Below are 21,052 nucleotides of genomic sequence, written 5' to 3'. Positions count from 1 at the left end.
ATGACTACTGGATCTCAGCCGGGTCCTTGCGCTCCGGGAACACGCGCGGACGCACGCCCGCGATGTCCTCGACGACACGGACCACCTGGTGGGAGTAGCCGTACTCGTTGTCGTACCAGACATACAGCACGAGGTGGTTGCCAGACGCGATGGTGGCCAGGCCGTCCACCACGGAGGCGTGGGTGGTGCCGAGCAGGTCGGTGGAGACGACCTCCGGGGAGTTGATGTAGTCGATCTGCTGGCGCAGGTTGGAGTGGGTGGACACGCGGCGCAGGAAGTTGTTCACCTCATCCTTTTCCACTTCCTTGTCCAGGTCCAGGTTCAGCACGGCCATGGACACGTCCGGGGTGGGCACGCGGATGGCGTTGCCGGTGAGCTTGCCCTCGAACTCCGGAAGCGCCTTGGACACGGCCTTGGCAGCACCGGTCTCGGTGAGCACCATGTTCAGGCCGGCGGCGCGGCCGCGGCGGTTGCCCTTGTGGAAGTTGTCCGCGAGGTTCTGGTCGTTGGTGTAGGAGTGGACGGTCTCGACGTGGCCGTGCTTGATGCCGTAGCGGTCGTTGATCACCTTGAGCACCGGGGTGATGCCGTTGGTGGTGCAGGACGCGGCGGACAGGACGCGCTCGTCGCCGATCATGTCCTGGTTGATGCCGTAGACGATGTTCGGGATGTCGCCCTTGCCCGGCGCGGTGAGCAGGACGCGGTCCACGCCCTTGGACTCCAGGTGCTTGGACAGGCCGTCGCGGTCGCGCCACGCACCGGTGTTGTCCACCACGATGGCGTTGTCGATGCCGTAGGAGGTGTAGTCGATCTCAGACGGGTCGTTGGCGTAGATCATCTGGATCGGGGTGCCGTTTGCCCAGATGATTTCCTTCTCCTCGTCGACGGTGATGGTGCCGTTGAAGGCGCCGTGCACAGAGTCGCGGCGCAGAAGGGACGCGCGCTTGATGATGTCGATGTCGCCCTTCTTGCGCACCACCACGGCGCGCAGGCGCACGCCGCCGTACATCGCCTCGCGGGCGATCAAGATGCGGGCGAGGAGGCGGCCGATGCGGCCGAAGCCGTAGAGCACGACGTCGCGGGCCTCGAGTTCGGAGGAGGTACCGATGACGTCGGCGAGCTCGCGGTCGAGGAAGGCGCGCAGGTCCTGCTCGTCGGAGTGCTTGAACTCCTTGGCCAGGCGGCCCAGGTCGATCGACGCGGTGCCGAGGTCCATCTCCACGAGTTCGCGCAGGATCGGCAGCGTCTCGTCGAGCGCGAGTTCCTTTTCGTCGATGCGGCGGGCGTAGCGGTGCGCCTTAATGATGTCGATGTCGGTGACACCCACCAGCAGGCGGCCGTAGACCGAGGTCACCGCGTTGTGCTCGCGGTGCAGGCGGCTGATCAGCGGCAGCATCTCCTGCGCGAGGGTGAGCTTGTGGTTCCATTCGTCGCGGGGGTTTGTCGTTTCGGTCAACGTCGCTCCTTTTGCATGTGGGAATCGGGGGCAATTTTCTTACCCGTAATCGCCCCCTTACTGTAGCGCCTGCGCGAACCCGCCGGGCAAGGATCCCCTAGCGTGTGTTCACTTTAATTTCATCTCGGAGGTTTAGCCTCGGCAGCGGCCTTGTCCCCCCTGTAAGGAGCCCGCTTCCCATGTCCATATTTTCCCGTCGTGCTGTATGTGTAGTCGCAGCTGCGTCTGTAGCTGTCAGCAACGTTGCGGCTGCCAGCGCCGATACCGCGACGTACTATTCCACAAAGCAGCCCTACTTCCCTGCCGGAACCATCGACAGTTACAGCAAAGCCCCCGAAGGTTTTCAGCAGATCTACACGAGCTCGGTCAACCGCCACGGATCGCGAGGGTTGTCTTCATTCAAGTACGACGACCTCGCCGGCCAGATGCTCACCGCCGCGAAAGAACGCGGTCAGCTCACGGAACTCGGCGAACGCCTCATCCCGCAGGTCGAGGCGATGAGCAAAGCTAACCGCGAACTGACTGGCCCGGGTGAAGGCGGGTACGGCAACCTCACTGCCTTCGGTCGCGCTGAATTGAGCGGCATCGGCGAGCGCAACGCGCGGCGCAACGCGGAACTGTTCGACGCTATCGACCGCGAAAAGCACTCCATTAGTTTTCTGTCCTCCGGTGAGGACCGCGCGATTGAATCCGGCTGGTACTTCGGCAAGGGCCTGCTTGAAACCAATCCGGAACTTACCGACAACCTCACGTACGGTGCGGCCGACGGCCATGTAGAGCTCGAGCCCCGCCGAGACCTCCTCTACGCGCACAAGGACAAAACTGCGCCGAGCTACGAGGCATACAAAGCGTGGGCCGACGGCGACGTACTCGAAGAAAAGGTGGAGCAAGCCTACGCAAAACCCGCATCCCGCGAGGCGGCCACGAGCCTACTGGGAAAGATTTTCGCGCCGGAGTTCATCGACGCGATCGATAACGGCACCCTGACGTTCGTCGGCGTTGAGAAGAAAGACAAGACCGTTGAGGGCATCGTGGATGCCGCCCTGCAGTTCTACAACCTGTACATCATTGCCCCAGCCATGGAGGAAGAGCCGGCGAAGCCCGCCGAAGGTTGGATCTTCGACGAATACATGGATGAGTCCGACGGCCCGACATTCGCATACCTTCTCGATGTCGAGGACTACTACGAGAAGGGCCCAGCCATTGAGGGCCAGACCGTCTCTTACGACAACTTCGCGCCACTGCTCGACCACATGCTCGCCGGTGTGCGCGAGCGCGCTGAGGGCGGTGACACCGCGGCCGAGTTCCGTTTCGGCCACGCGGAGACCATCGTTCCGCTAGCGGCGTTATTGAAACTGCCGGGCTCGGAGAAGGGCGTGCCGGCGAACCAGGTCATGGACTACTCCAACTCCTCGTGGCGTGGCGACAAGGTCACGCCGATGGGAGCGAACATTCAATGGGACGCGTTCCAAAACGACAACGACGACACCATTGTCCGGATGCTGTACAACGAGGCCGAAGTTCCGTTCCACTCAGGCTGCGTGCCTATCGAAGAAGGCTCGATGTTCTACACGCTCGATGAACTTGAAGACTGTCTCCCGCTGGGCGCGACCTCAGACCACGCAAAGGCCCGCCTCACCGAGACCGCTACGCCCGTTCCGGCGCCAGAATCGCCGTCCAGCAAGATGGGCGCGCCCGAAGTCATCGCGATTGCCGTCGCGGCCTTCTTCTCGGTCTGGGCCCTGCTCGGCCTTGGTGGGGAGGTCATTGCGCGGCTGATGCCCCGCTAGCCCAATAACTAATTGCGCAGGACGTCCCGGTACTTGCCGGGTTCTGGCTGCGGGGCGAAGTTCGGGGACTGGTCTTTGTCCACGAGCACTGCGCGCACCCCCTCGGCGAAGTCGGGTTCGCGGGTCATCATGGCCCCGAGCCGCCGCTCGTTGTCCAGGGCGCCGGCGAGGTCCTGCGAGGCGTTGGCGTCGAACAGCTCGGTGGCCGCGACCAGCGCCGACGGGGAGGCCTGGGCGGTCAGCTTTGCGACGAGCTCCGCCAATTCCCCGTCCAACTTTTCCTGAATCTCAGCCCAGGAACCCTGGAACGTGCGCTCGATGCCGTCGTAAAGCGATGAAAGCTCCGGCTCCCCCGGTGCGATGGCGACCGTGTCAAGGTAGCCGGGCCCTTCGGCGACGATGCCGTCGAGCACCCCGTCCAGCGTGGACACCTTGTGCGTGGCCAGGCCGGTGGCCAGCATGTCGTCGGGGGTGAGCCGGTAGCCGGTTAGCGCGAGGAACTTCCCCAGCGCCAGCGACGGGCGATCGGGCAGGTTCTGAAACAGCCAGGACATGCCCACATCCGTGACATAGCCGATGTTCATCTCCGGCATGGACGCAAAGGCATCTTCGGTGACCACCATGTGCGAGCCGTGTGCGGAGATGCCCATGCCGCCGCCCATGATCACACCGTTGCACAGCGCGATGTACGGCTTGGGGTAGTTCGCGATGTCCAGGTTCATGGCGTACTCGTCGGCGAAGAAGGCGTCGACCTCTTCGCCGCGGCCGTCGAGGATGCCCTCGCGTGCGGCGCGCACATCGCCGCCGGAGCAGAAGTGCTTGCCGGAGGACTGGATGACCACCTGGTCGATGGCGTCGTCGTCGCGCCACTGCTTCAACGTGGCGTCGATGGCGCGGGCCATCTCGGGGCTCAGCGAGTTCAACGCCTTCGGGCGGTCCAGGGTGATCACGCCGGTGGTGTCGCGTACTTCAGTCTTGATCAGATCGGTCATGCTTTCCTAGTGTTCCACATCACACCGGTAGTGTGGGGGCAATGCGGACACCTCGGTTAATAGCGTTGGACATGGACGGCACACTCCTCGACGGCGACGGGCGTGTGCCGGATGCGTTTTGGCCGCTGCTGGAGACTGCGCGCTCGCGCGGGGTGACCCTCGCGCCGGCGTCGGGGCGCCAGCTGGCCACGTTGCAGCAGATGTTCCCGGATTGCGAGGACTTCATCGCGGAAAACGGCGCGGTGGTGGCGCGCGGCGGCGAGGTGGTCTCCACCACGGCCCTGCCGGAAGCGCCGGTGCAGCGGTTGTTGTCCGCCCTGCCGGGCGCGCCGTTTGCGGCGCATGCCGTGGTGTGCGCGCCGTCGGTCGCCGCCACCGTCGCCCTGCCGCCCGCTGTGGACGCGGAGGTGGACAAGTACTACGCCTCGCGCACCTTGCTTGGCGACGGCTCCGCCTCCCCCACCATCAAAATCGCCCTGTACGTGGAGTCGGACGCCGAGCGCGACGCCTACCCGTGGGTGCGCGAGCTGGTGCCGGAGCTGCGCGCGGTGGTCTCCGGCAAGCACTGGGTGGACCTGATGCACCCGGACGCCGACAAGGGCCTGGCGCTCACCCAGCTGGCTGGAGCGATGGGCGTTGCGATGTCGGAGACGGCGGCGTTCGGCGACTACCTCAACGACCTCGGCATGCTGCGCGCGGCCGGGCACGCCGTGGCGATGGGCAACGCGCACGAGGACGTCAAAGCCGTCGCCGACGAGGTAGTGGGAACCAACACGGACGGCGCGGCCGTGGCAAGGCTGGCGGAGTGGCTCTCATGATCGACTTTTTCCAACCCGCCAACGTTGTCGCCCCGCAGCTGCTTGGGTGCGTGATCACGCACAACGGGGTGAGCATCAGGCTCACCGAGGTCGAGGCGTACCTCGGCGCAGACGACCCGGCGGCGCACACGTACCGCGGTAAAACAGCGCGCAACGCGGCGATGTTCGGCCCGCCCGGGCGGTTGTACGTGTACTTCTCCTACGGCATCCACCACAACGGCAACATCGTGTGCGCGCCGGAGGGCGACGGCCAGGGGTGCCTCATGCGCGGCGGCGAGGTCGTCGCCGGCGAGGATTTGGCGCGGCAGCGGCGGCAGCGCCCCGACCGGGCGCCGATCGCCTACGAAAACCTGGCGCGCGGGCCGGGCAACCTCGGCCGAGCGCTCGGTTTAGAGTTGGGCGATAACGGCACGAAAGTGCACATCACCCCGCGGGACTCGGAACCGGAGTGGGTGGCTGGCCCGCGCATCGGCATCTCCAAAAACGCCGACGCCCCGTGGCGGTTCTGGATCCCCGGCAACAAAACCGTCTCCACCCCACGGGGCGCGCCAAAGAAGCGCTAGCTACTTCTTCTTTTTCTTCTTCTTTTTCTTGGACTGCTTGCCCACCTCAAGGTCGGCGGCGACGTCGGGGACGTAGCGGAACTCGTCGCGAGGCGGACGCTCATAGTCCGTGGTCTCCGGGCGCTCCGGGATCTCCGGCAGGTCCGGCTTAGTGTGCTCGTACGGGATAGTGGACAAAAGGTGCGAAATGACGTTGATGCGCGAGCGCTTCTTGTCCTCGCTTTCCACCGTGTACCACGGCGCCGACGGGATGTCGGTGTGAACGAACATCTCGTCCTTTGCGCGGGAGTAGTCCTCCCATTTTGTGATGGACTCCAGGTCCATCGGCGAGAGTTTCCACTGACGCAGAGGATCGTTGCGGCGGGACTGGAAACGCTTGTACTGCTCCTCGTCGGAAACGGAGAACCAGTATTTGCGCAGCATGATGCCGTCTTCGACCAACAGGCGCTCAAAGATCGGCGCCTGGTGCAAAAACCGCCGGTACTCCTGCGAGGACGCAAAGCCCATCACGCGCTCTACGCCGGCACGGTTGTACCAAGAGCGGTCGAAGATGACGATCTCGCCGGCCGTGGGCAGCTTCTCCACGTAACGCTGGAAGTACCACTGACCCTGCTCGCGATCCGTCGGCTTCGGCAGCGCCTCGATGCGGCAGGTGCGAGGGTTCAAATACTGGGTGATGCGCTTAATCGCGGAGCCCTTACCGGCGGCGTCGCGGCCTTCCATGACGATGACCAAGCGCTCACCGTTTTGCACCACCCACTGTTGCATAGCCACAAGCTCAGCCTGCAGGCGCAGCAGCTCTTTTTCGTAGGCTTTCTTGGACAGTTTCGGCGGTTTGTTGTCGTGGCTCATGGGTGTAACCGTACCCGCAGGCGCTGTGAGCACTAAAAAGACACTGGAACCTGAGAAGAAAGATCAACATGAGGTAACCAGTGCATTGTTCAACAATAAATGCGTTATACTCTCTCTAGTTCTAACCAACGTGGTCACCCACCTGCAGAAATACGGTAGGTGACAACTGATTTCAATACGGATGCCATGCTTGCACACAACGTTTCCGCCGAGGTCCGCCGAGCGATCTCACGTGGCGAATTCGCTCCCGGGCAAAAGCTCAACGAGGTCGCCCTCGCCGAGCGCTTCGGGGTTTCCCGCAACACGTTGCGTGAAGCTTTCGCCATGCTGACCGCTGAAGGCCTCTGCGAACGCATCCCCAACCGCGGCGTGTTCCTGGCCACCCCGACGCCGGAGTTCGTCACCGACACCTTCCGCGCCCGCGCCGCCATCGAGCCGGCCGCGCTGCTGTGGGGCCCGGACCTGGACGTCGAGCGACTCGACGAGCTGAACAAGGAAGCCCGCGTCGCAATCGAGGAAGAAGACGACGACCTGCTCATCGCCGTCAACCAAGCCTTCCACCACGTCGTGCTCGCCGCGATGGGCTCGAAAACCCTCGGCGACACCATGGACCAGCTCGACGCCTTCCTCCGCCTGGCCACCTTGCCCATCCTGGAGCGCGACCCGGCGTTCAACCGCCGCTTCATCGAGGTCAACGAGCACATCGTCGAACTGGTCCAGTCCGGCGACCGCCAAGCCGCCTCCGACTACCTCCAGGTGCAGCTGATGGAGCAGGCCGAGGCGATCATCGAGATGATCGAGAAGATCAACAACGGCGCTGTCTAAACCACCCCCGGCCCAACCTGAGTGCGAGATCACATGCGCCAGGTTGTATAACTAGGGCCATGCACATCGACCTCAACGCTGACCTCGGCGAGACCACCGCGGGCAACCCGGTCGCTGACGACGCAGCCATGCTGGAGATGGTTTCCAGCGCCAACGTCGCCACCGGATTCCACGCAGGAGACCCCCATTCCATCGCCGGCACCCTCAAAAACGCCGCCGCCCACGGCGTGACCCTCGGCGCGCACGTGGCCTACAACGACCCGGCCGGCTTCGGCCGCCGCTTCATCGACTACGCCCCAGCCGAGCTCGCCGACGAAACGCTCTACCAAATCGGTGCCCTCGACGCCCTGGCCCGCGTCCACGGCATGCGCGTGCGCTACGTCAAGCCGCACGGCGCGCTCTACAACACGATCGTCCACCACGAAGCCCACGCCAAGGCGGTCATCGACGGCATCAAAGCGTTTAGCCCCGAGCTTGCCGTGATGCTGCTTCCCGGTGGCGTCGCCGTCGACATCGCCGAAAAGGCAGGCCTGCGCGTGATCCGCGAAGCGTTCGCGGACCGCGGCTACAACCCCGACGGCACGCTCGTGTCGCGCCGTGAGCCGGGTGCGGTCATGCACGACCCGCAGGACGTCGCTAAGCGAGTGCTCCAAGTCGCCTCCACCGGATCCGTCACCGCCATCGACGGCACCGAAGTCAAAGTCCAGGCCGAATCGGTCTGCGTCCACGGCGACTCCCCCGGCTCCGTCGAACTGACCCGCAGCGTCGTGCACAAGCTTGCCGACGAAGGCATCCGCATCGAGGCCGTCCTGTGAGCTACCCCGTAAAGCGAGTCGGCACCCGCGCCCTCATCGTGGACCTGCCCGACCTGAAAACCGTCATGGACTTCTACGCGGCGCTTTCCGCCTCGCCGCTGGAGCACCAAACCGACGTCATCGCCGCCGCGCGCACCGTGCTCGTGACCTTCGACTCGCCCACCGCCACCACCAACGCCGTCGATATGCTCGCCGGCTATTCGCCCGCAGCTGCGGATATGGGCACGCCGCGCGACATCGACATCGACGTGCACTACGACGGGGAAGACGTCGACGCGCTGGCGGCGTCGCTAGGCATGAGCCCGCGCGAGCTGATCGAGTGGCACACCTCCACCACCTGGGTCGCCGCCTTCGGCGGATTCGCCCCCGGGTTCACCTACTGCGTGCCGGAAGACGCTTCGCGCGCGCTAGCAATCCCGCGCCGCGACTCGCCGCGCACCGCCGTGCCCGCAGGCGCCGTCGCCCTGGCCGGCGAGTTCTCCGCCGTCTACCCGCGCACCTCCCCCGGCGGCTGGCAGCTCATCGGCACCACCGCCACCCCGATGTGGGACTCCACCGCCACCCCACCCGCGCTCGTCGCCCCCGGCGACCGCGTGCACTACCACGCCGTGGACACCCTGCCCGCGGACACGCAGACCGCGCGCAAACACCTGGCCACACCGCCGCGCCGCCCCGTGTTCACGCTGGACGACGCGGGCCTGCAGACGCTGTACCAGGACCTCGGCCGACAAGGCAACGGCAACCTGGGCGTGACCACGTCCGGGTCCACCGACCGCGCCTCCGCCCGCACCGCCAACGCCGCGGTGGGCAACAAACGCAACGCCACGCTGTTGGAAAACGTCGGCGGGCTGACCATGACCGCCCTGGCCGAGACCGTGATCTGTGTCACCGGCGCCGACGCCGAAGTCACCGTCGGCGGGCGCCCCGCGCCGCTGGCCACCCCGACGATTGTGCCGGCGGGCGCGGAGGTCGTCGTCAAGCCGGCGCGCCTGGGTTTTCGCACCTACGTCGCCGTGCGCGGCGGGCTCATCGCCGACACCGAGCTGGACTCCGCGGCCACCGACATGCTCTCCGGTCTCGGCCCAAAGCCGCTGGCGGCCGGCGACACCATCGCTATGTCGCTGACCCCGCCGCAATCCGCGAACTCGCTTTTGTCCAACCCGCTGCGCGTCGAACGCGACGGCGCGGACGTCGTCGGCGTGGTGCGCTGCGTCCTCGGCCCCCGTGACGACTGGTTCGATAAAGACGCCGTGGACCGGTTCTTCGCCACCACATTCACCGTTACCGGCGACTCCAACCGCGTGGGCCTGCGCCTCGAATCCGACGCCCCGCTGACCCGCTCCCGCGACGGCGAGCTCCCCAGTGAAGGCATGGTCGCGGGCTCCGTGCAGATCCCCCCGTCCGGCCAACCCGTACTCTTCCTGCGCGACCACGCCGTGACCGGTGGCTACCCTGTCATCGCGACCGTGATCAATGAAGACGTCGACATCGCCGCACAACTCCCGCCCGGCGGAAAACTCCGCTTCGAGCGCTACACCCTGGAAGGTTAATTCATGACTCTTTCTGCCGTACTGATTGCCAACCGCGGCGAGATCGCCACGCGCATCGCGCGCACCGCCCGCGATCTGGGCATCCGCTCCATCGCCGTCTACTCCGAGCCGGACACCGGGGCGCTGCACACCCAGGTCGCCGACGAGGCCTACCTGCTGCCGGGCAAGACCTCCGCCGAGACGTACATGAACATCCCGGCGCTCATCGAGATCGCGCACCGCGCTGGCGCCGACTGCCTCCACCCCGGCTACGGCTTCCTCTCCGAAAACGCCGACTTCGCCCGCACCGTCGAGCAGGCAGGCCTGACCTGGATCGGGCCATCGCCGGACGCCATCGAACTCCTCGGCGACAAACTCTCCGCCCGCGCGCTTGCCGTCGAGGCTGACGCCCCGCTCGCACCAGGCACCGGCGAGCCACTGTCCACCTGGGAGGAAGCCCGCGACTTCGCCGACCAGCACGGCATGCCCATCGCGATCAAGGCAGCCTTCGGCGGCGGCGGGCGCGGCCTGAAAGTCGTCTTCGACGAAGCCGACATCGAGGAAGGCTTCGCGTCCGCTGGTCGCGAAGCGCGCGAAGCGTTCGGCCGCGGCGAGTGCTACGTGGAGAAGTTCCTCACCCACCCGCGCCACGTCGAGGCGCAAGTGCTTGCCGACGCGCACGGCAACGTCGCAGTGCTTGGCACCCGCGACTGCTCCACCCAGCGCCGCTTCCAAAAACTCATCGAGGAAGCCCCCGCCCCGTTCCTCACCGACGAGCAGCGCAGCGCCATCGAAGAAGGCGCCCGCGAAATCATCCGCAAGGCGAACTACCAGTCCGCCGGCACCGTCGAATACATCGTCTCCGAAGACGGCACCGTGTCGTTTTTGGAGGTCAACACCCGCGTCCAGGTCGAGCACCCCATCACCGAGGCCGTCACCGGCGTGGACATCATCGCCGAGCAATTCCGCATCGCGGATGGGCTTCCCCTCTCCTTCGTCGACTCGAACGGTAACGGCGGCAACGGGATCGATCCGTCGATAAGCGGGCATGCTTTTGAATTCCGCATCAATGCCGAAGACGTCACCAACGGCTTCGCCCCCTCGCCCGGCACGGTGACCCGCTTCGACGTGCCGACCGGACCAGGCGTGCGCATCGACACCGGCGTTCGCACCGGCGGACAAATCCCGCCGTACTACGACTCGCTCATGGGCAAACTCGTCGTCTGGGGACCCGACCGCGACACCGCCCTCGCCCGCGCAAAGCAGGCGCTCAGCGAGTTCGTTATCGAAGGCGTGCGCACCGTGCTGCCGTTCCACCGCGACATGGTCGACGCGCCCGAAATCACCGGCGAGAGCCTCGACGTTTACACCGACTGGGTCGACCACAACTACTCACCGTCGCAGAAACACAACGGCGTCGACATCGAGCACATCTACGACGAGCGCCGCGACGTCGTCGTGGAAATCGACGGCCGCCTGCACACCATCGGCTTCCCGGTCGCCATGCTCGGCGGCGGCGCGGCCACGGCCCCGGCCGAAGCGGCTGGCCCAGCCGGTGACGAAGCGGGCGCCGTGACGTCGAAGTACGAAGCGACCATCGTCGAATGGTTGGTCGCCGACGGCGACGTCGTCTCCAAGGGCGACGCGATCGCCACCGTCGAGGCCATGAAGATGGAATCGCAGATCAAAGCGCCTCGCGACGGGCAGATCTCCCTCGCCGCACAACAGGGCGAGCGCGTCAAGGCGAACGCCACGATCGCGACGATTTCCTAGCAGAGGCTGCACCTCGGCCATACGATGAGGGTGTCTGAAGCCACACCAGCGAAAGGACCCCCATCATGGCTGAGACAATGCAGGCACTCACCTACTACGGCGAGGGCGACGTGCGCGTCGACACGCGCCCTGTGCCGACCATCTTGGAGCCCACCGATGCGATCATCCGCATCGACACCACCACCATCTGCGGCACCGACCTCGGAATCTTCCACGGCAAAAACCCCGAAATTGAGGAGCGCGAACGCGAGAGCTCCGGCGATTGGAACGGGCGCATCCTCGGCCACGAAGGCATCGGCACCGTCGAAGCCGTCGGCGACGCAGTACAAAGCTTCAAACCCGGCGACAAAGTACTCGTCTCGTGCGTTTCCCGATGCGGCGCATGCGAAAACTGCCAAAAGCAGCTTTACAGCCACTGCCAAAACGGCGGATCCTGGATTCTGGGCTACATGATCGACGGCACACTCGCCGAGTACGTGCGCACCCCGTTCGCCGACACCTCCCTCTACCACCTGCCGGACACGCTGGACAAAGAAATCGCAGTGTTCCTCTCCGACGCCCTGCCCACCGGGCACGAAATCGGTGTCCAATACGGCAACGTCACCCCGGGCAGCGACATCATGATCGTCGGCGCAGGCCCAGTCGGCATGGGTGTGCTGCTCACATCCCAGTTCTACTCCCCCGCCACCATCACGGTTGTGGATATGGACGACAACCGCCTCGCCAAAGCCCGCGAAATGGGCGCAACCCACACCCTCAACCCCGCAAGCGATGATGTCAATACGCGGATTGCGGAGATCACCGAAGGGCGGGGCGTCGACACCGCCATCGAAGCAGTCGGCCTGCCTGCGACATGGAAAACATGCACCGATAACGTCAAGGAAGGCGGAAATATCGCCGTGGTCGGCGTACACGGAAAACCGGTGGAGTTTCCGCTGCAGGAAATGTGGATTAAAAACCTCACCGTGACCACCGGCCTCGTCAACGCCAATACAACAGGCATGCTGCTTAAGGCAGTCCAGAACTCGGACCTGCCCATCAAGTCGTTGGCAACACACCACTTCACGTGGGACCAACTCGGCGAGGCATGGGAGACGTTCTGGCATGCCGACGAGCACCAGGCGATGAAGGTGATCATCGACAACGCCTAGCCGAAGAGTTGGTCGAGTGCTCCGCGGTCGGTGTTTCTCAGGTGGTATCCGCGTGGTGAAACCCACCAGGGTGCGCCTCTGATCATGGCGATGCGGCCGCGTTTGTTGCGCCAGGGGTCATCGTCGTTGATCCGGTTGTGGTAGCGGCACAGCGGCGCCAGGTTGTCCATGTTGGTCAGCCCGCCGTGTTTCCACGCATCCACGTGGTGGATCTCGGAAGCATACGCGCCGTGGCGGCAGCCCGGGAAGGCGCACACGGGTGAGACCATGCAGGCAAGATCGCGTTGTTTCTGGTTGGCGAAGCGTTCGGTGTCGTAGAGGTTCACCGCCCCTTCCTCCGGGTGGAAGGCGGCAACCTCCAAGGCTTCGCCGAACTCTTGCTGGAGGTACTCCGCACCCGTCATGATGGTGCCGTCAGTCAGCGTCAGGATGATGTCGTCGCCGTCTCCCGCCATGATGCGTGCGTGCTCCGTGATCGGCACCATCACGATCGGCCGTGGCGCGGCAGCGACCACCCCGCCGGTTTTGCCTTCGACGATGCGCCAGAACGCCTCCTCCATCTGCGCCGCCGCCGGCAGCGTGGCATCGATGTCTTGGCGCAGGCGGTGCTCTAAGTCGGCTGCTTTGCGGTCGGTGGTGTCGATGGTGATGCGCGCCCGCCCGTTCTTCGGCGCCGAGAACGCCACCTGCTTCTTTGTCGGGGCGTTGTCCTCGCGGGGCACGATGTCGCGTGCGGCACGTTCAATCGCGCGGTACCCGCCGGTGACATCCAGCAGTTCCAGCCGCAGCCGCCACCGCTCACCGGCGTCCTTCACGCCGCTGATGCGCCGTTCAATCAGCGCGAGCTCGTCGAGGGAGAACCCGCGGGCTTTCTGCGCGGCTTCCGATTGTTTGCGGGTGTATTTCGTTTTCCCGTAGTAGACGTCCTGCATCTGATCCCACGCACGGGCCCGATCCGGCGCCATGCCAGCCGAAAGCGCAACCGGCAGGTCGAAGTGCCGCAGCGTCTCCATGGATGCTGCGGCCATCGCCTGGATGAATGCGTCGAACGGGTTCATGTCCACAGAACCTAAACCCAACGCAACCCCACACAACCCCCACAGCCAGAATCTGTGGATAACTCGCCACACCAGTACCAAAGTTGTCCACAGCCGGGACCTTTAGGGAACCTGGTACGCCACGTCCCGCACATCGGTGATGAGCATCTTGCCCGGCGAATGGCAGATCGCCAGCTCCGGTTTCGAATGCATCACGATCGACTGCGGCGTCACCCCGCACGCCCAGAACACCGGCACCCACCCGGCCGGAATGTCCACCGCCTCGCCGAAATCGGGGGCGGCCAGATCGTCGATGCCGATTAACCCCGGCTCCCCCACGTGCACCGGCGCGCCGTGCACCGCCGGGTAGCGCGAAGTGATGCGCACCGCGTCCGCCACCAAGTTCGCCGGAATGGGCCGCATCGACACCACCATCTTCCCGCTGAACACCCCCGCCGGTTCACAGTCGATGTTGGTCATAAACATCGGCACGTTCACCCCCTGCTCGATATGGGCGACCGGCACATTGTTGTCCAGCAATGCCTGTTCGAAGGTGAAGGAGCATCCGATGACAAACGCGACGGTGTTCTCGGTCCAGTAGGCGGTGGCATCCGTTGGTTCGTCGATAAGCGAGCCGTGCGAGAACACCCGGTAGGACGGGATGTCGGTGCGGATATCGCCACCCGCGAGCAGCGGCGACGACACCTGCCCCGGTTCCAACACGCCGAGCAGCGGGCACGGCTTCGGGTTGCGCTGCGCGAACAACAAGAAATCGAACGCGTACTTCCGATCCAGCGCGATCAGGTTGGCTTGGGCGTAGCCAGCGGAAAAGCCCGCCGTTGTCGCCACATCGGTGGTGCGGAACAACGCGCGGGCCTGCGCTGGGGTGTAGGAGGCGTACATGCCTCAACGCTACATCGAGATAATCTCCGGGAGCTTGCTAATGGAGCTCCAACCCATGTACAGCGTGAGCCCCAGCACGAGCACACCGATCGTGAGCATCCACACCGGCGGCTTGTAGCCATGCAACAGGTCCCGGCGGAAGATGCCGGCGAAGAGCACCACCGCGAAACCGATCGGGAGGATCAAGCCGTTGAACGCGCCGGCGAACAGCAGCACTTTCTGCGGCGGGGTGCCGCCAAGCGCGAGGAAGATCGCGGCGGAGGCGACAATGAACGCGACGGTGAACATCGTGCGCTTCTTCGGGTCGAAGCCCTGCTTGGTCATAAACGACACGGAGGTAAACGACGCGCCGATCACCGAGGACAGGCCAGCGGCCCACAGCACGAGGCCGAACGCGCGGCGGCCGAACTCGCCGGCGGCCTGGTAGAACACGTCCGCGGCGGTGTTGTCCTTGGACAACGTGACACCGGTGGCCACCACGCCGAGCACCGCGAGGAACAGCAGCACGCGCATAATGCCGGTGACGATGATGCCGGTGACCGAGGACCGGGTGAGGTAATCGATGTTCTCCGGCCCGGTGTGGCCTGCGTCGATGAGGCGGTGCACGCCAGCGAACACGATGTAACCGCCGACGGTTCCGCCGATGAGGATGGTGATGACGTTGAAGTCGATCGCTTCGGGCGCGACCGTCTGCCGCATGGCCTCCGCCACCGGCGGGTTCGAGGAGATGGCGACATACAGCATGAGCAGGATCATCATCGCGCCGAGGATGCCGACGATGACGTCGAGTGCGGCGCCGGCGCGCTTTGACAGGAACACCACCAGGGCGATGACGGCGGAGATGGCGCCGCCGATGCGCGGTTCAATGCCGGCGAGCGCCTGCAGGCCGAGGCCCGTGCCGGCGACGTTGCCGATGTTGAAGATGAAGCCGCCGACGCCGACGAGCACCGCGAGCACCCAGCCGAGGCCGGGCACCACCTTGTTTGCGAGTTCGCTGGCGCGCAGGCCGGATACGCCGAGGATGCGCCAGACGTTGAGTTGCACGGCGATGTCGATGATGATGGACAGCAGGATCGCGAAGGCGAGTGCTGCGCCCATTTTCACGGTGAAGACGGATGTTTGGGTGAGGAAGCCGGGTCCGATGGCCGAGGTGGCCATGAGGAAGATGGCGCCGATCATGGGGCCGATCCCCCTCGCCGCGGCTGGTGGTTTCGCGGGCGCGTCGGCCGCGGTGGACCCACTCTGGGTCGGATCTGGAGCGGTCACTGGGGACACCCCTTTCACGTTCTAGGAAAATGTGACGGGGGAGATATTAAGCCATGAATGCGCTCCAGGAAACATTGCGCCCCACTGGGGCTCCCCCTAGGAGACTTTGAACTCCGCCATCTGGTCCCACTCGGTCTTGCCCTCGATGAGGGTGTTGATGATGGTGGGGGTCTCTTTCAGGATCGTGGGGAAGAATTCCTGGGCGGCCTTGAAGTGGTCGGAGTTGACGTGGGCTTCGGCGGCGTCGTCCTGGAATGCTTCGATGAGCAGGTATTCGTCGGGGTTGTCTTCGTTGCGGTACCAGTCGAAGAAGATGTTGCCTTCTTCGGCGCGAGAGGCGTCGGTGAAGTCCTTGACCAGTTCGCGGAAGTTATCGACGTGTTCGGGCAGGGGCTTGAATCGTACGTTGATCAAAATCATGCGCCCCACCCTAGCCTTCAAGCTGTTCGCCGAGTTCGAGCCATTCCATCTCAAGCTCCTCGCGGGTGTCCTTCACGGCGTTGAGCTCTTTGGTTTTGTCGCCGATGGTGTCGAAGTCGCCAGCTTCGGAAAGCGCGGCGATCTCGGCCTCCAGGGCTTCCGCCCGCTCGTTTTCCTTCGCGATTTTGCGCTCGAGCGCTTTCATCTTCTTGTGCAGTTCGCGCTCTTGTTGGGAGCTCATTTGCTTCTCGACGCCCTCCGGTTTCCCCTCCCCCAGATCCAGCACGCCGGCAGTGCGGGACTGGTCGGCACGGGTGTCCAGGTATTGCTGGATGCCGCCGGGCAGGTTGGTCAGCTTGCCGTCGCCGAACAGCGCGTAGGTGTTATCTGCGATGCGCTCGATCAGGTAGCGGTCGTGGGAGATGACCACCAGGGTGCCGGGCCAGGAGTCGAGGAGGTTTTCCAGCTCCTGGAGGGTGTCGATGTCGAGGTCGTTCGTGGGCTCGTCGAGAAGCAAAACGTTCGGCTCGCTCATGAGCACGCGGGTGAGTTGGAGGCGGCGGCGCTCGCCGCCGGAGAGGTCGCGCACGGGGGTGCGTTGGCGCTTCGGCGAGAAGCCGAGGCGTTCGGCGAGCTGGGAGGCGGACAGCTCCTTTTTGCCGAGGGAGATGTAGGTGGCGACGTCCTCGACGGCGTCGATGACGCGGCGCTCCGGGTCGAGGTCGTCGAGCTCTTGGCGCAGCCAGCCGATGCGGGTGGTCTGCCCCTCGATGCGTTTGCCGGCTGCGAGCGGGTACTCGCCGGCCAGGGTGCGCAGCAGGGTGGTTTTGCCGGAGCCGTTCACGCCGACCAGGCCGATGCGCTCGCCCGGCGCGAGGCGCCATGTGAGGTGGTCGACCAGCGTGCGGCCGTCCGGGGCGTCGATGCCCGCGTCTTCGAGCTCGATGACCACGCGGCCTTGGCGCTGTTTCGAAAACGCCATGAGTTCGACGGTGTCGCGCGGGGGCGGGACGTCCTTGATCAGGGCTTCGGCGGCCTCGATGCGGTAGCGCGGCTTGGAGGTGCGCGCCGGCGCGCCGCGGCGCAGCCACGCCAGCTCCTTGCGGGCGAGGTTCTGGCGGCGCTGCTCGATGGCGTCGGCCTGGCGGGCGCGCTCGGCGCGCGCGAACGTCCAGTCGTTGTAGCCGCCCTCGTAGACATCGACGGTGCCGTCGTGCACCTCCCACGTAAGTGTGGCCACGGTGTCGAGGAACCAGCGGTCGTGGGTGACCACCACGACCGCGACCTTGCGCGAGAGCAGGTGGTCGGCGAGCCATTGCACGCCTTCGACGTCGAGGTGGTTGGTCGGCTCGTCCAGCACCACCAGGTCCAGGTCTTGCACGAGCGCGGCGGCGAGGTTGACGCGGCGCCGCTCGCCGCCGGAGAGCTGGCCCACCGGGGTGTCCAGGCCAAGCTCCGCCACACCAGTGCCTTGGAGCACCTCGCGCACGCGGGCGCTGGAGGCCCATTCGAAGGTCTGCAGGCCCAGCGGCTCGACGACGGCCTGGCCGACCGTGAGCGCACTATCCAGCGTAAAGCGCTGCGTCACCACCGCCATGCGCAGATCCGAGGTGTGCGAGACGCGCCCTGCGTCCGGCGGCTCGATGCCGGTGAGCACTTCCAGCAGGGTGGTTTTGCCGCCGCCGTTGACGCCGACGATGCCGATGCGCTCGCCGGTCTGCACGCCGAGCGAAACCCCGTCGAGAAGCGTTTTCAGCCCCCACGTTTTGGAGACGTTTTCCAGGTTGATCAGGTTAGCCATATGGCTTGCAATCTTACGCAGGCGCAAGCGTAACGACGCCTCCGGTTAACCCACCTTCTCCACCACCGCACCATGGTCGGGGCCTTCCGCGACGAAGACCTCGTAGCCGTCGAACTGCTCCGCCAGGTGCTCGGCGGCGAACCGCGCGGCGCCGGCATCGTCGCAGAGCACAGCCACGGTGGGACCCGACCCGGAGACGACCGCACGGCGGCCAGCGTCTGCGGCTACACCGAGCACGCGCTTGAGCACCGGCCGCATCGACAACGCGGGCGCTTCCAGGTCGTTGTGCAGCGCGGCGGCGACGCGCGCCACGTCGCCGGAGGTCAGCGCCTGGGACAGGTCTGTGGCGTCCAAATGCGGCACGAGGGCGGGGTTGCCGTGCCGGAGGTCGTCGAGAAGCGAGAACGCTCCGCCGGTGTTGATACCGATCTTGGGGTTGATGAACACCCAGTGCAGCCGGCCCCGCGAGAGCATCTCGACCAGCTTGTCGCCGCGGCCTGTGCCGAGCGCCGTGCCGCCCATGAGCGAAAAGGGCACGTCCGCGCCGAGCGACGCCGCGATCTCGTGCAGCGCCTCGTCCGGCAGCGGCTCGCCGAATTGCGCCACGAGCGCGTTGGCCGCTACCAGCGCGGCGGCCGCGTCGGCGGAGCCGCCCGCCATGCCGCCGGCGACGAAGACGTGCTTGTCCACCTCGATGCGCACGTGCGGCACCGCCACACCCGCGCGCGCCACCACGGCCTCGACGGCGCGCCAGGCCAGGTTGTTTGGCCCGTCGATGTCCTCGTCCGGCTGGTCCACGAAGAACGTGGTGTGCATGGACTCGACTGCCGGGCCGGCCACGGGGGCGCCGTCGAGAAGCAATCGCACCACCTCGCGCCGGTCCACCGCGTGGAAGATGCTGACCAGGTCGTGGTAGCCGTCCGTGCGCGCCTCGCCGACGCCGAGGTGCAGGTTGACCTTGCCCGGCGCGGAGGCGACGATCTCACGCACCATGGCGGGCCTCCCCCAAGCGGATAAAGTCTGCGACCGTGAGCTTCTCGCCGCGCAGGCCCGGGTCGATGCCGGCGGCGCGCAGCGCGTCCTCGGCGGCCGCGGCCGAGCCGTAGATGCCGGCCAGCGTGGAGCGCAGCGTCTTGCGGCGTTGGGCGAATGCCGCGTCCACGAGCGGAAAGATGGTGTCGCGCACGTTGCGGGGCACGCTTTCGGACACGTCGATGCGCACCAGCCCCGACTCGATGTTCGGCGCCGGCCAGAACACGTGCTTGCCAATCGTGCCGGCGCGCGAGACGTCGCCGTAGAACGCGGCCTTGACGCTGGGCACGCCGTAAATCTTCGAGCCGGGTTGGGCGGCAAGGCGGTCGGCAACTTCCTTTTGCACCATCACGAGCACCCTGCGTATCGACGGCAACTCCGCCAGCAAATGCAGCAGCACCGGCACCGAGACGTTGTAGGGCAAATTCGCCACCAGCGCGGTCGGCGCGACGTCGAAGTCTGCGCGGGCGACCTTCAGCGCGTCGGTGTTGATCACGGTGAGGCGCTCGGCATGATCCGGGGCGAACGCCTCCACGGTGGTGGGCAGGCGCCCGGCCAGGCGCGGGTCGATCTCGAGCGCGGTCACGCTCGCGGCGGTGTCGATCAGGCCCAGGGTGAGCGAGCCGAGGCCCGGTCCGACCTCCACGACGTGGTCGTCGGGGGAAAGCTCCGCGGCCACGACGATGCGGCGCACGGTGTTGGGGTCGTGCAGGAAGTTCTGCCCCAGCTTCTTCGTCGGGGTGACGTCCAGCTCGGCGGCGAGCTCGCGGATCTCGGCGGGCCCTAGAAGTTGCGCTTCCGCCATCTAGCGGATACCCAGGCTGGCGGTGCAGGCCGGCCAGGCGCCCCAGCCCTGGGAGGCCTGGACGCGCTCGGCGATGGCTATCTGCTGCTCGCGGGTGGCCAGGTGCGCGCTCGGCGCATACGCGGTGCCGCCGTGGCCCGCCCAGGTAGACGGGGTGAACTGCAGGCCGCCGGAGAAGCCGTTGCCGGTGTTGATGGCCCAGTTGCCGCCGGATTCGCACTGCGCCAGCGAATCCCAGACGCTGCCGGAGGCCACCGCGGGCGCGGCCGCACCGGTGTTGCCGGCTTGTTTGGTGCCGCGGGCGATCAGGGCCGGCTTGGCTTTCTTCACTTCCTTCTCCTCAGCGACGCCTTCGGACTCGACCTTGCCGTTGACGGTGACCGTGCGGTGGATGACCTTGGTCTCGCCCTGCTCGCCCTTCTCGCGGACCTCCTCTTCGCCCTCATCGAGCGAGTCGTCGTCGACGTACTCCGCCGGGGCCTCAACCACGACAGTCTCCGGGCGGTCCACGGTGCTCACGCGGTCGAGCACGATTTCCATGCCGGGCACGATGGCATCGGTTAGTGCGACGTTGAGGCGGTCGTCGGTGTCGAAGGTGACGCCGCGCGCGGAGAGCAGGTCGCCGACGGTTTTCGCCGCTGCCGAGACGTAGGTCAGATCCCCGCCGTCGCGCAGCGCGACGATCTTCGGGGTGGTCACGTCCAGGTTCATGCCGTGGGTGACCGGCTGGTCGCGGTCCACGTCCACGGCGGAGTGGCCGGCGACGCCGGCCTGGTCAATCAGCTCGCCGACGGTGCCGGCGGTCGACGTTATCTCCTGCGCAACACCGTCGATGACCACGGCGACCGGCTTCGCGGTGCGCACGGTGACGGTGTCGCCGCTGGACAGCTTCTCCCCCGGCGCCGGGTAGACCAGGTCCTCCGGTGCGACATCGACACCGGCGGAAGAAAGCGCGCCCGCCACGTCCGAGGCGTAGGTGCGCACGTTGGTTTCCTCGCCGTTGACGTCGACGGTGACTTGCTTCTGGGTGGCAAGTGCCGTGCCCGCGCCGCCGACCAGGACTGCGCCGGCGACGGTGCCGGCGACGGCGCGCTTGGTGGCGGTGCTCTTCGGGTTGATCCGCTTGATCTGACGGGACATGTGTTTCCTCACGGGTCGGCTCAGCTGAAAGGGGCTTCAGCTAATAACCCGGGTAACGATACGGTAACGCCCGCGGGGTTTCAA

At 65.9% G+C, this 21,052-nt stretch carries 19 protein-coding genes; 8 read left to right on the top strand and 11 right to left on the bottom strand.

The genetic code is table 11. The features are described from left to right. Nucleotides 1-4 precede the first annotated feature (4 nt). Nucleotides 5-1,396: a glyceraldehyde-3-phosphate dehydrogenase gene (locus tag CAFEL_RS03555; protein ID WP_194560509.1), complete on the bottom strand. Its 1,392-nt coding sequence runs from the start codon at nucleotides 1,394-1,396 to the stop codon at nucleotides 5-7. Nucleotides 1,397-1,845: 449 nt separating this feature from the next. Here CAFEL_RS03555 and CAFEL_RS03550 point away from each other — a divergent pair, with 449 nt between their 5' ends. Next, the gene (locus tag CAFEL_RS03550; protein WP_194560410.1) at nucleotides 1,846-3,246 is read left to right on the top strand and encodes a histidine-type phosphatase; all 1,401 of its coding nucleotides are present in this window, start codon (nucleotides 1,846-1,848) and stop codon (nucleotides 3,244-3,246) included. 8 nt (nucleotides 3,247-3,254) lie between these two features. Here CAFEL_RS03550 and CAFEL_RS03545 read toward each other — a convergent pair whose 3' ends face one another. Further along, nucleotides 3,255-4,238: a 3-hydroxyisobutyryl-CoA hydrolase gene (locus CAFEL_RS03545; protein WP_194560411.1), complete on the bottom strand. Its 984-nt coding sequence runs from the start codon at nucleotides 4,236-4,238 to the stop codon at nucleotides 3,255-3,257. 41 nt (nucleotides 4,239-4,279) lie between these two features. Here CAFEL_RS03545 and CAFEL_RS03540 point away from each other — a divergent pair, with 41 nt between their 5' ends. Next, complete coding sequence (locus CAFEL_RS03540; protein WP_194560412.1) at nucleotides 4,280-5,056, top strand: Cof-type HAD-IIB family hydrolase; 777 nt, start codon at nucleotides 4,280-4,282, stop codon at nucleotides 5,054-5,056. Then, entirely contained in the window at nucleotides 5,053-5,619 is a 567-nt protein-coding gene (locus CAFEL_RS03535; RefSeq protein ID WP_194560413.1) for a DNA-3-methyladenine glycosylase, read from the top strand. Before CAFEL_RS03540 ends, CAFEL_RS03535 begins: the two co-directional genes overlap by 4 nt. On the opposite strand, the gene ppk2 is transcribed toward CAFEL_RS03535, so the two are convergent. Beyond that, nucleotides 5,620-6,471: a polyphosphate kinase 2 gene (gene ppk2, locus CAFEL_RS03530; RefSeq protein ID WP_194560414.1), complete on the bottom strand. Its 852-nt coding sequence runs from the start codon at nucleotides 6,469-6,471 to the stop codon at nucleotides 5,620-5,622. A gap of 186 nt (nucleotides 6,472-6,657) precedes the next feature. Between ppk2 and CAFEL_RS03525 the strand changes: the two genes are divergently transcribed. From CAFEL_RS03525 to CAFEL_RS03505, 5 genes are all read left to right on the top strand, one after another. Next, on the top strand, nucleotides 6,658-7,296 hold the full coding sequence (locus tag CAFEL_RS03525) for a GntR family transcriptional regulator (RefSeq protein ID WP_194560415.1): 639 nt from the start codon (nucleotides 6,658-6,660) through the stop codon (nucleotides 7,294-7,296). A gap of 59 nt (nucleotides 7,297-7,355) precedes the next feature. Next, entirely contained in the window at nucleotides 7,356-8,111 is a 756-nt protein-coding gene (locus CAFEL_RS03520; RefSeq protein WP_194560416.1) for a LamB/YcsF family protein, read from the top strand. Further along, nucleotides 8,108-9,661: a 5-oxoprolinase subunit B/C family protein gene (locus CAFEL_RS03515; RefSeq protein ID WP_194560417.1), complete on the top strand. Its 1,554-nt coding sequence runs from the start codon at nucleotides 8,108-8,110 to the stop codon at nucleotides 9,659-9,661. Before CAFEL_RS03520 ends, CAFEL_RS03515 begins: the two co-directional genes overlap by 4 nt. A 3-nt stretch (nucleotides 9,662-9,664) precedes the next feature. Next, complete coding sequence (locus CAFEL_RS03510) at nucleotides 9,665-11,413, top strand: acetyl/propionyl/methylcrotonyl-CoA carboxylase subunit alpha (protein ID WP_194560418.1); 1,749 nt, start codon at nucleotides 9,665-9,667, stop codon at nucleotides 11,411-11,413. Between the two features lie 65 nt (nucleotides 11,414-11,478). Beyond that, the gene (locus CAFEL_RS03505) at nucleotides 11,479-12,564 is read left to right on the top strand and encodes a zinc-dependent alcohol dehydrogenase family protein (protein ID WP_194560419.1); all 1,086 of its coding nucleotides are present in this window, start codon (nucleotides 11,479-11,481) and stop codon (nucleotides 12,562-12,564) included. Here CAFEL_RS03505 and CAFEL_RS03500 read toward each other — a convergent pair. The 8 genes from CAFEL_RS03500 to CAFEL_RS03465 all read right to left on the bottom strand — a co-directional run bounded on the left by CAFEL_RS03500 (nucleotide 12,561) and on the right by CAFEL_RS03465 (nucleotide 20,968). After that, complete coding sequence (locus tag CAFEL_RS03500; protein WP_194560420.1) at nucleotides 12,561-13,622, bottom strand: HNH endonuclease signature motif containing protein; 1,062 nt, start codon at nucleotides 13,620-13,622, stop codon at nucleotides 12,561-12,563. The genes CAFEL_RS03505 and CAFEL_RS03500 overlap by 4 nt on opposite strands. 102 nt (nucleotides 13,623-13,724) lie before the next feature. Continuing rightward, on the bottom strand, nucleotides 13,725-14,504 hold the full coding sequence (locus CAFEL_RS03495) for a putative hydro-lyase (protein WP_194560421.1): 780 nt from the start codon (nucleotides 14,502-14,504) through the stop codon (nucleotides 13,725-13,727). Between the two features lie 9 nt (nucleotides 14,505-14,513). Continuing rightward, nucleotides 14,514-15,683: an NRAMP family divalent metal transporter gene (locus CAFEL_RS03490; protein WP_194560510.1), complete on the bottom strand. Its 1,170-nt coding sequence runs from the start codon at nucleotides 15,681-15,683 to the stop codon at nucleotides 14,514-14,516. 183 nt (nucleotides 15,684-15,866) lie between these two features. Beyond that, a complete protein-coding gene (locus CAFEL_RS03485; protein ID WP_034999517.1) occupies nucleotides 15,867-16,190 on the bottom strand; it encodes a putative quinol monooxygenase in 324 nt (107 codons plus the stop codon). A gap of 10 nt (nucleotides 16,191-16,200) precedes the next feature. After that, nucleotides 16,201-17,991, bottom strand: coding sequence for an ABC-F family ATP-binding cassette domain-containing protein (locus CAFEL_RS03480; protein ID WP_194560422.1), 1,791 nt, complete (start codon nucleotides 17,989-17,991; stop codon nucleotides 16,201-16,203). 45 nt (nucleotides 17,992-18,036) lie between these two features. Continuing rightward, the gene (locus CAFEL_RS03475; RefSeq protein WP_194560423.1) at nucleotides 18,037-18,984 is read right to left on the bottom strand and encodes a 4-(cytidine 5'-diphospho)-2-C-methyl-D-erythritol kinase; all 948 of its coding nucleotides are present in this window, start codon (nucleotides 18,982-18,984) and stop codon (nucleotides 18,037-18,039) included. After that, on the bottom strand, nucleotides 18,974-19,828 hold the full coding sequence (gene rsmA, locus CAFEL_RS03470) for a 16S rRNA (adenine(1518)-N(6)/adenine(1519)-N(6))-dimethyltransferase RsmA (protein WP_194560424.1): 855 nt from the start codon (nucleotides 19,826-19,828) through the stop codon (nucleotides 18,974-18,976). Before rsmA ends, CAFEL_RS03475 begins: the two co-directional genes overlap by 11 nt. Continuing rightward, entirely contained in the window at nucleotides 19,829-20,968 is a 1,140-nt protein-coding gene (locus tag CAFEL_RS03465) for a resuscitation-promoting factor (RefSeq protein WP_194560425.1), read from the bottom strand. It abuts the gene before it with no gap. Nucleotides 20,969-21,052 lie beyond the last annotated feature (84 nt).

The organism is Corynebacterium afermentans subsp. lipophilum, from assembly GCF_030408375.1.
Taxonomy (GTDB): Bacteria; Actinomycetota; Actinomycetes; order Mycobacteriales; family Mycobacteriaceae; genus Corynebacterium; species Corynebacterium lipophilum.
The sequence above is the reverse complement of the archived record's forward strand: the minus strand, read 5'-3'. Positions and strand labels throughout refer to the sequence as shown.

Excerpts from the sequence above, each read along its gene's own strand:
- CAFEL_RS03500 (WP_194560420.1), bottom strand. The coding sequence starts at position 13,622 with ATGAACCCGTTCGACGCATTCATCCAGGCGATGGCCGCAGCATCCATG.
- CAFEL_RS03525 (WP_194560415.1), top strand. The coding sequence starts at position 6,658 with ATGCTTGCACACAACGTTTCCGCCGAGGTCCGCCGAGCGATCTCACGT.
- CAFEL_RS03540 (WP_194560412.1), top strand. The coding sequence starts at position 4,280 with ATGCGGACACCTCGGTTAATAGCGTTGGACATGGACGGCACACTCCTC.
- CAFEL_RS03520 (WP_194560416.1), top strand. The coding sequence starts at position 7,356 with ATGCACATCGACCTCAACGCTGACCTCGGCGAGACCACCGCGGGCAAC.
- rsmA (WP_194560424.1), bottom strand. The coding sequence starts at position 19,828 with ATGGCGGAAGCGCAACTTCTAGGGCCCGCCGAGATCCGCGAGCTCGCC.
- CAFEL_RS03545 (WP_194560411.1), bottom strand. The coding sequence starts at position 4,238 with ATGACCGATCTGATCAAGACTGAAGTACGCGACACCACCGGCGTGATC.
- CAFEL_RS03535 (WP_194560413.1), top strand. The coding sequence starts at position 5,053 with ATGATCGACTTTTTCCAACCCGCCAACGTTGTCGCCCCGCAGCTGCTT.
- CAFEL_RS03495 (WP_194560421.1), bottom strand. The coding sequence starts at position 14,504 with ATGTACGCCTCCTACACCCCAGCGCAGGCCCGCGCGTTGTTCCGCACC.
- CAFEL_RS03555 (WP_194560509.1), bottom strand. The coding sequence starts at position 1,396 with ATGCTGCCGCTGATCAGCCGCCTGCACCGCGAGCACAACGCGGTGACC.
- CAFEL_RS03485 (WP_034999517.1), bottom strand. The coding sequence starts at position 16,190 with ATGATTTTGATCAACGTACGATTCAAGCCCCTGCCCGAACACGTCGAT.
- CAFEL_RS03510 (WP_194560418.1), top strand. The coding sequence starts at position 9,665 with ATGACTCTTTCTGCCGTACTGATTGCCAACCGCGGCGAGATCGCCACG.
- CAFEL_RS03465 (WP_194560425.1), bottom strand. The coding sequence starts at position 20,968 with ATGTCCCGTCAGATCAAGCGGATCAACCCGAAGAGCACCGCCACCAAG.
- CAFEL_RS03505 (WP_194560419.1), top strand. The coding sequence starts at position 11,479 with ATGGCTGAGACAATGCAGGCACTCACCTACTACGGCGAGGGCGACGTG.
- CAFEL_RS03475 (WP_194560423.1), bottom strand. The coding sequence starts at position 18,984 with ATGGTGCGTGAGATCGTCGCCTCCGCGCCGGGCAAGGTCAACCTGCAC.
- CAFEL_RS03480 (WP_194560422.1), bottom strand. The coding sequence starts at position 17,991 with ATGGCTAACCTGATCAACCTGGAAAACGTCTCCAAAACGTGGGGGCTG.
- ppk2 (WP_194560414.1), bottom strand. The coding sequence starts at position 6,471 with ATGAGCCACGACAACAAACCGCCGAAACTGTCCAAGAAAGCCTACGAA.
- CAFEL_RS03490 (WP_194560510.1), bottom strand. The coding sequence starts at position 15,683 with ATGATCGGCGCCATCTTCCTCATGGCCACCTCGGCCATCGGACCCGGC.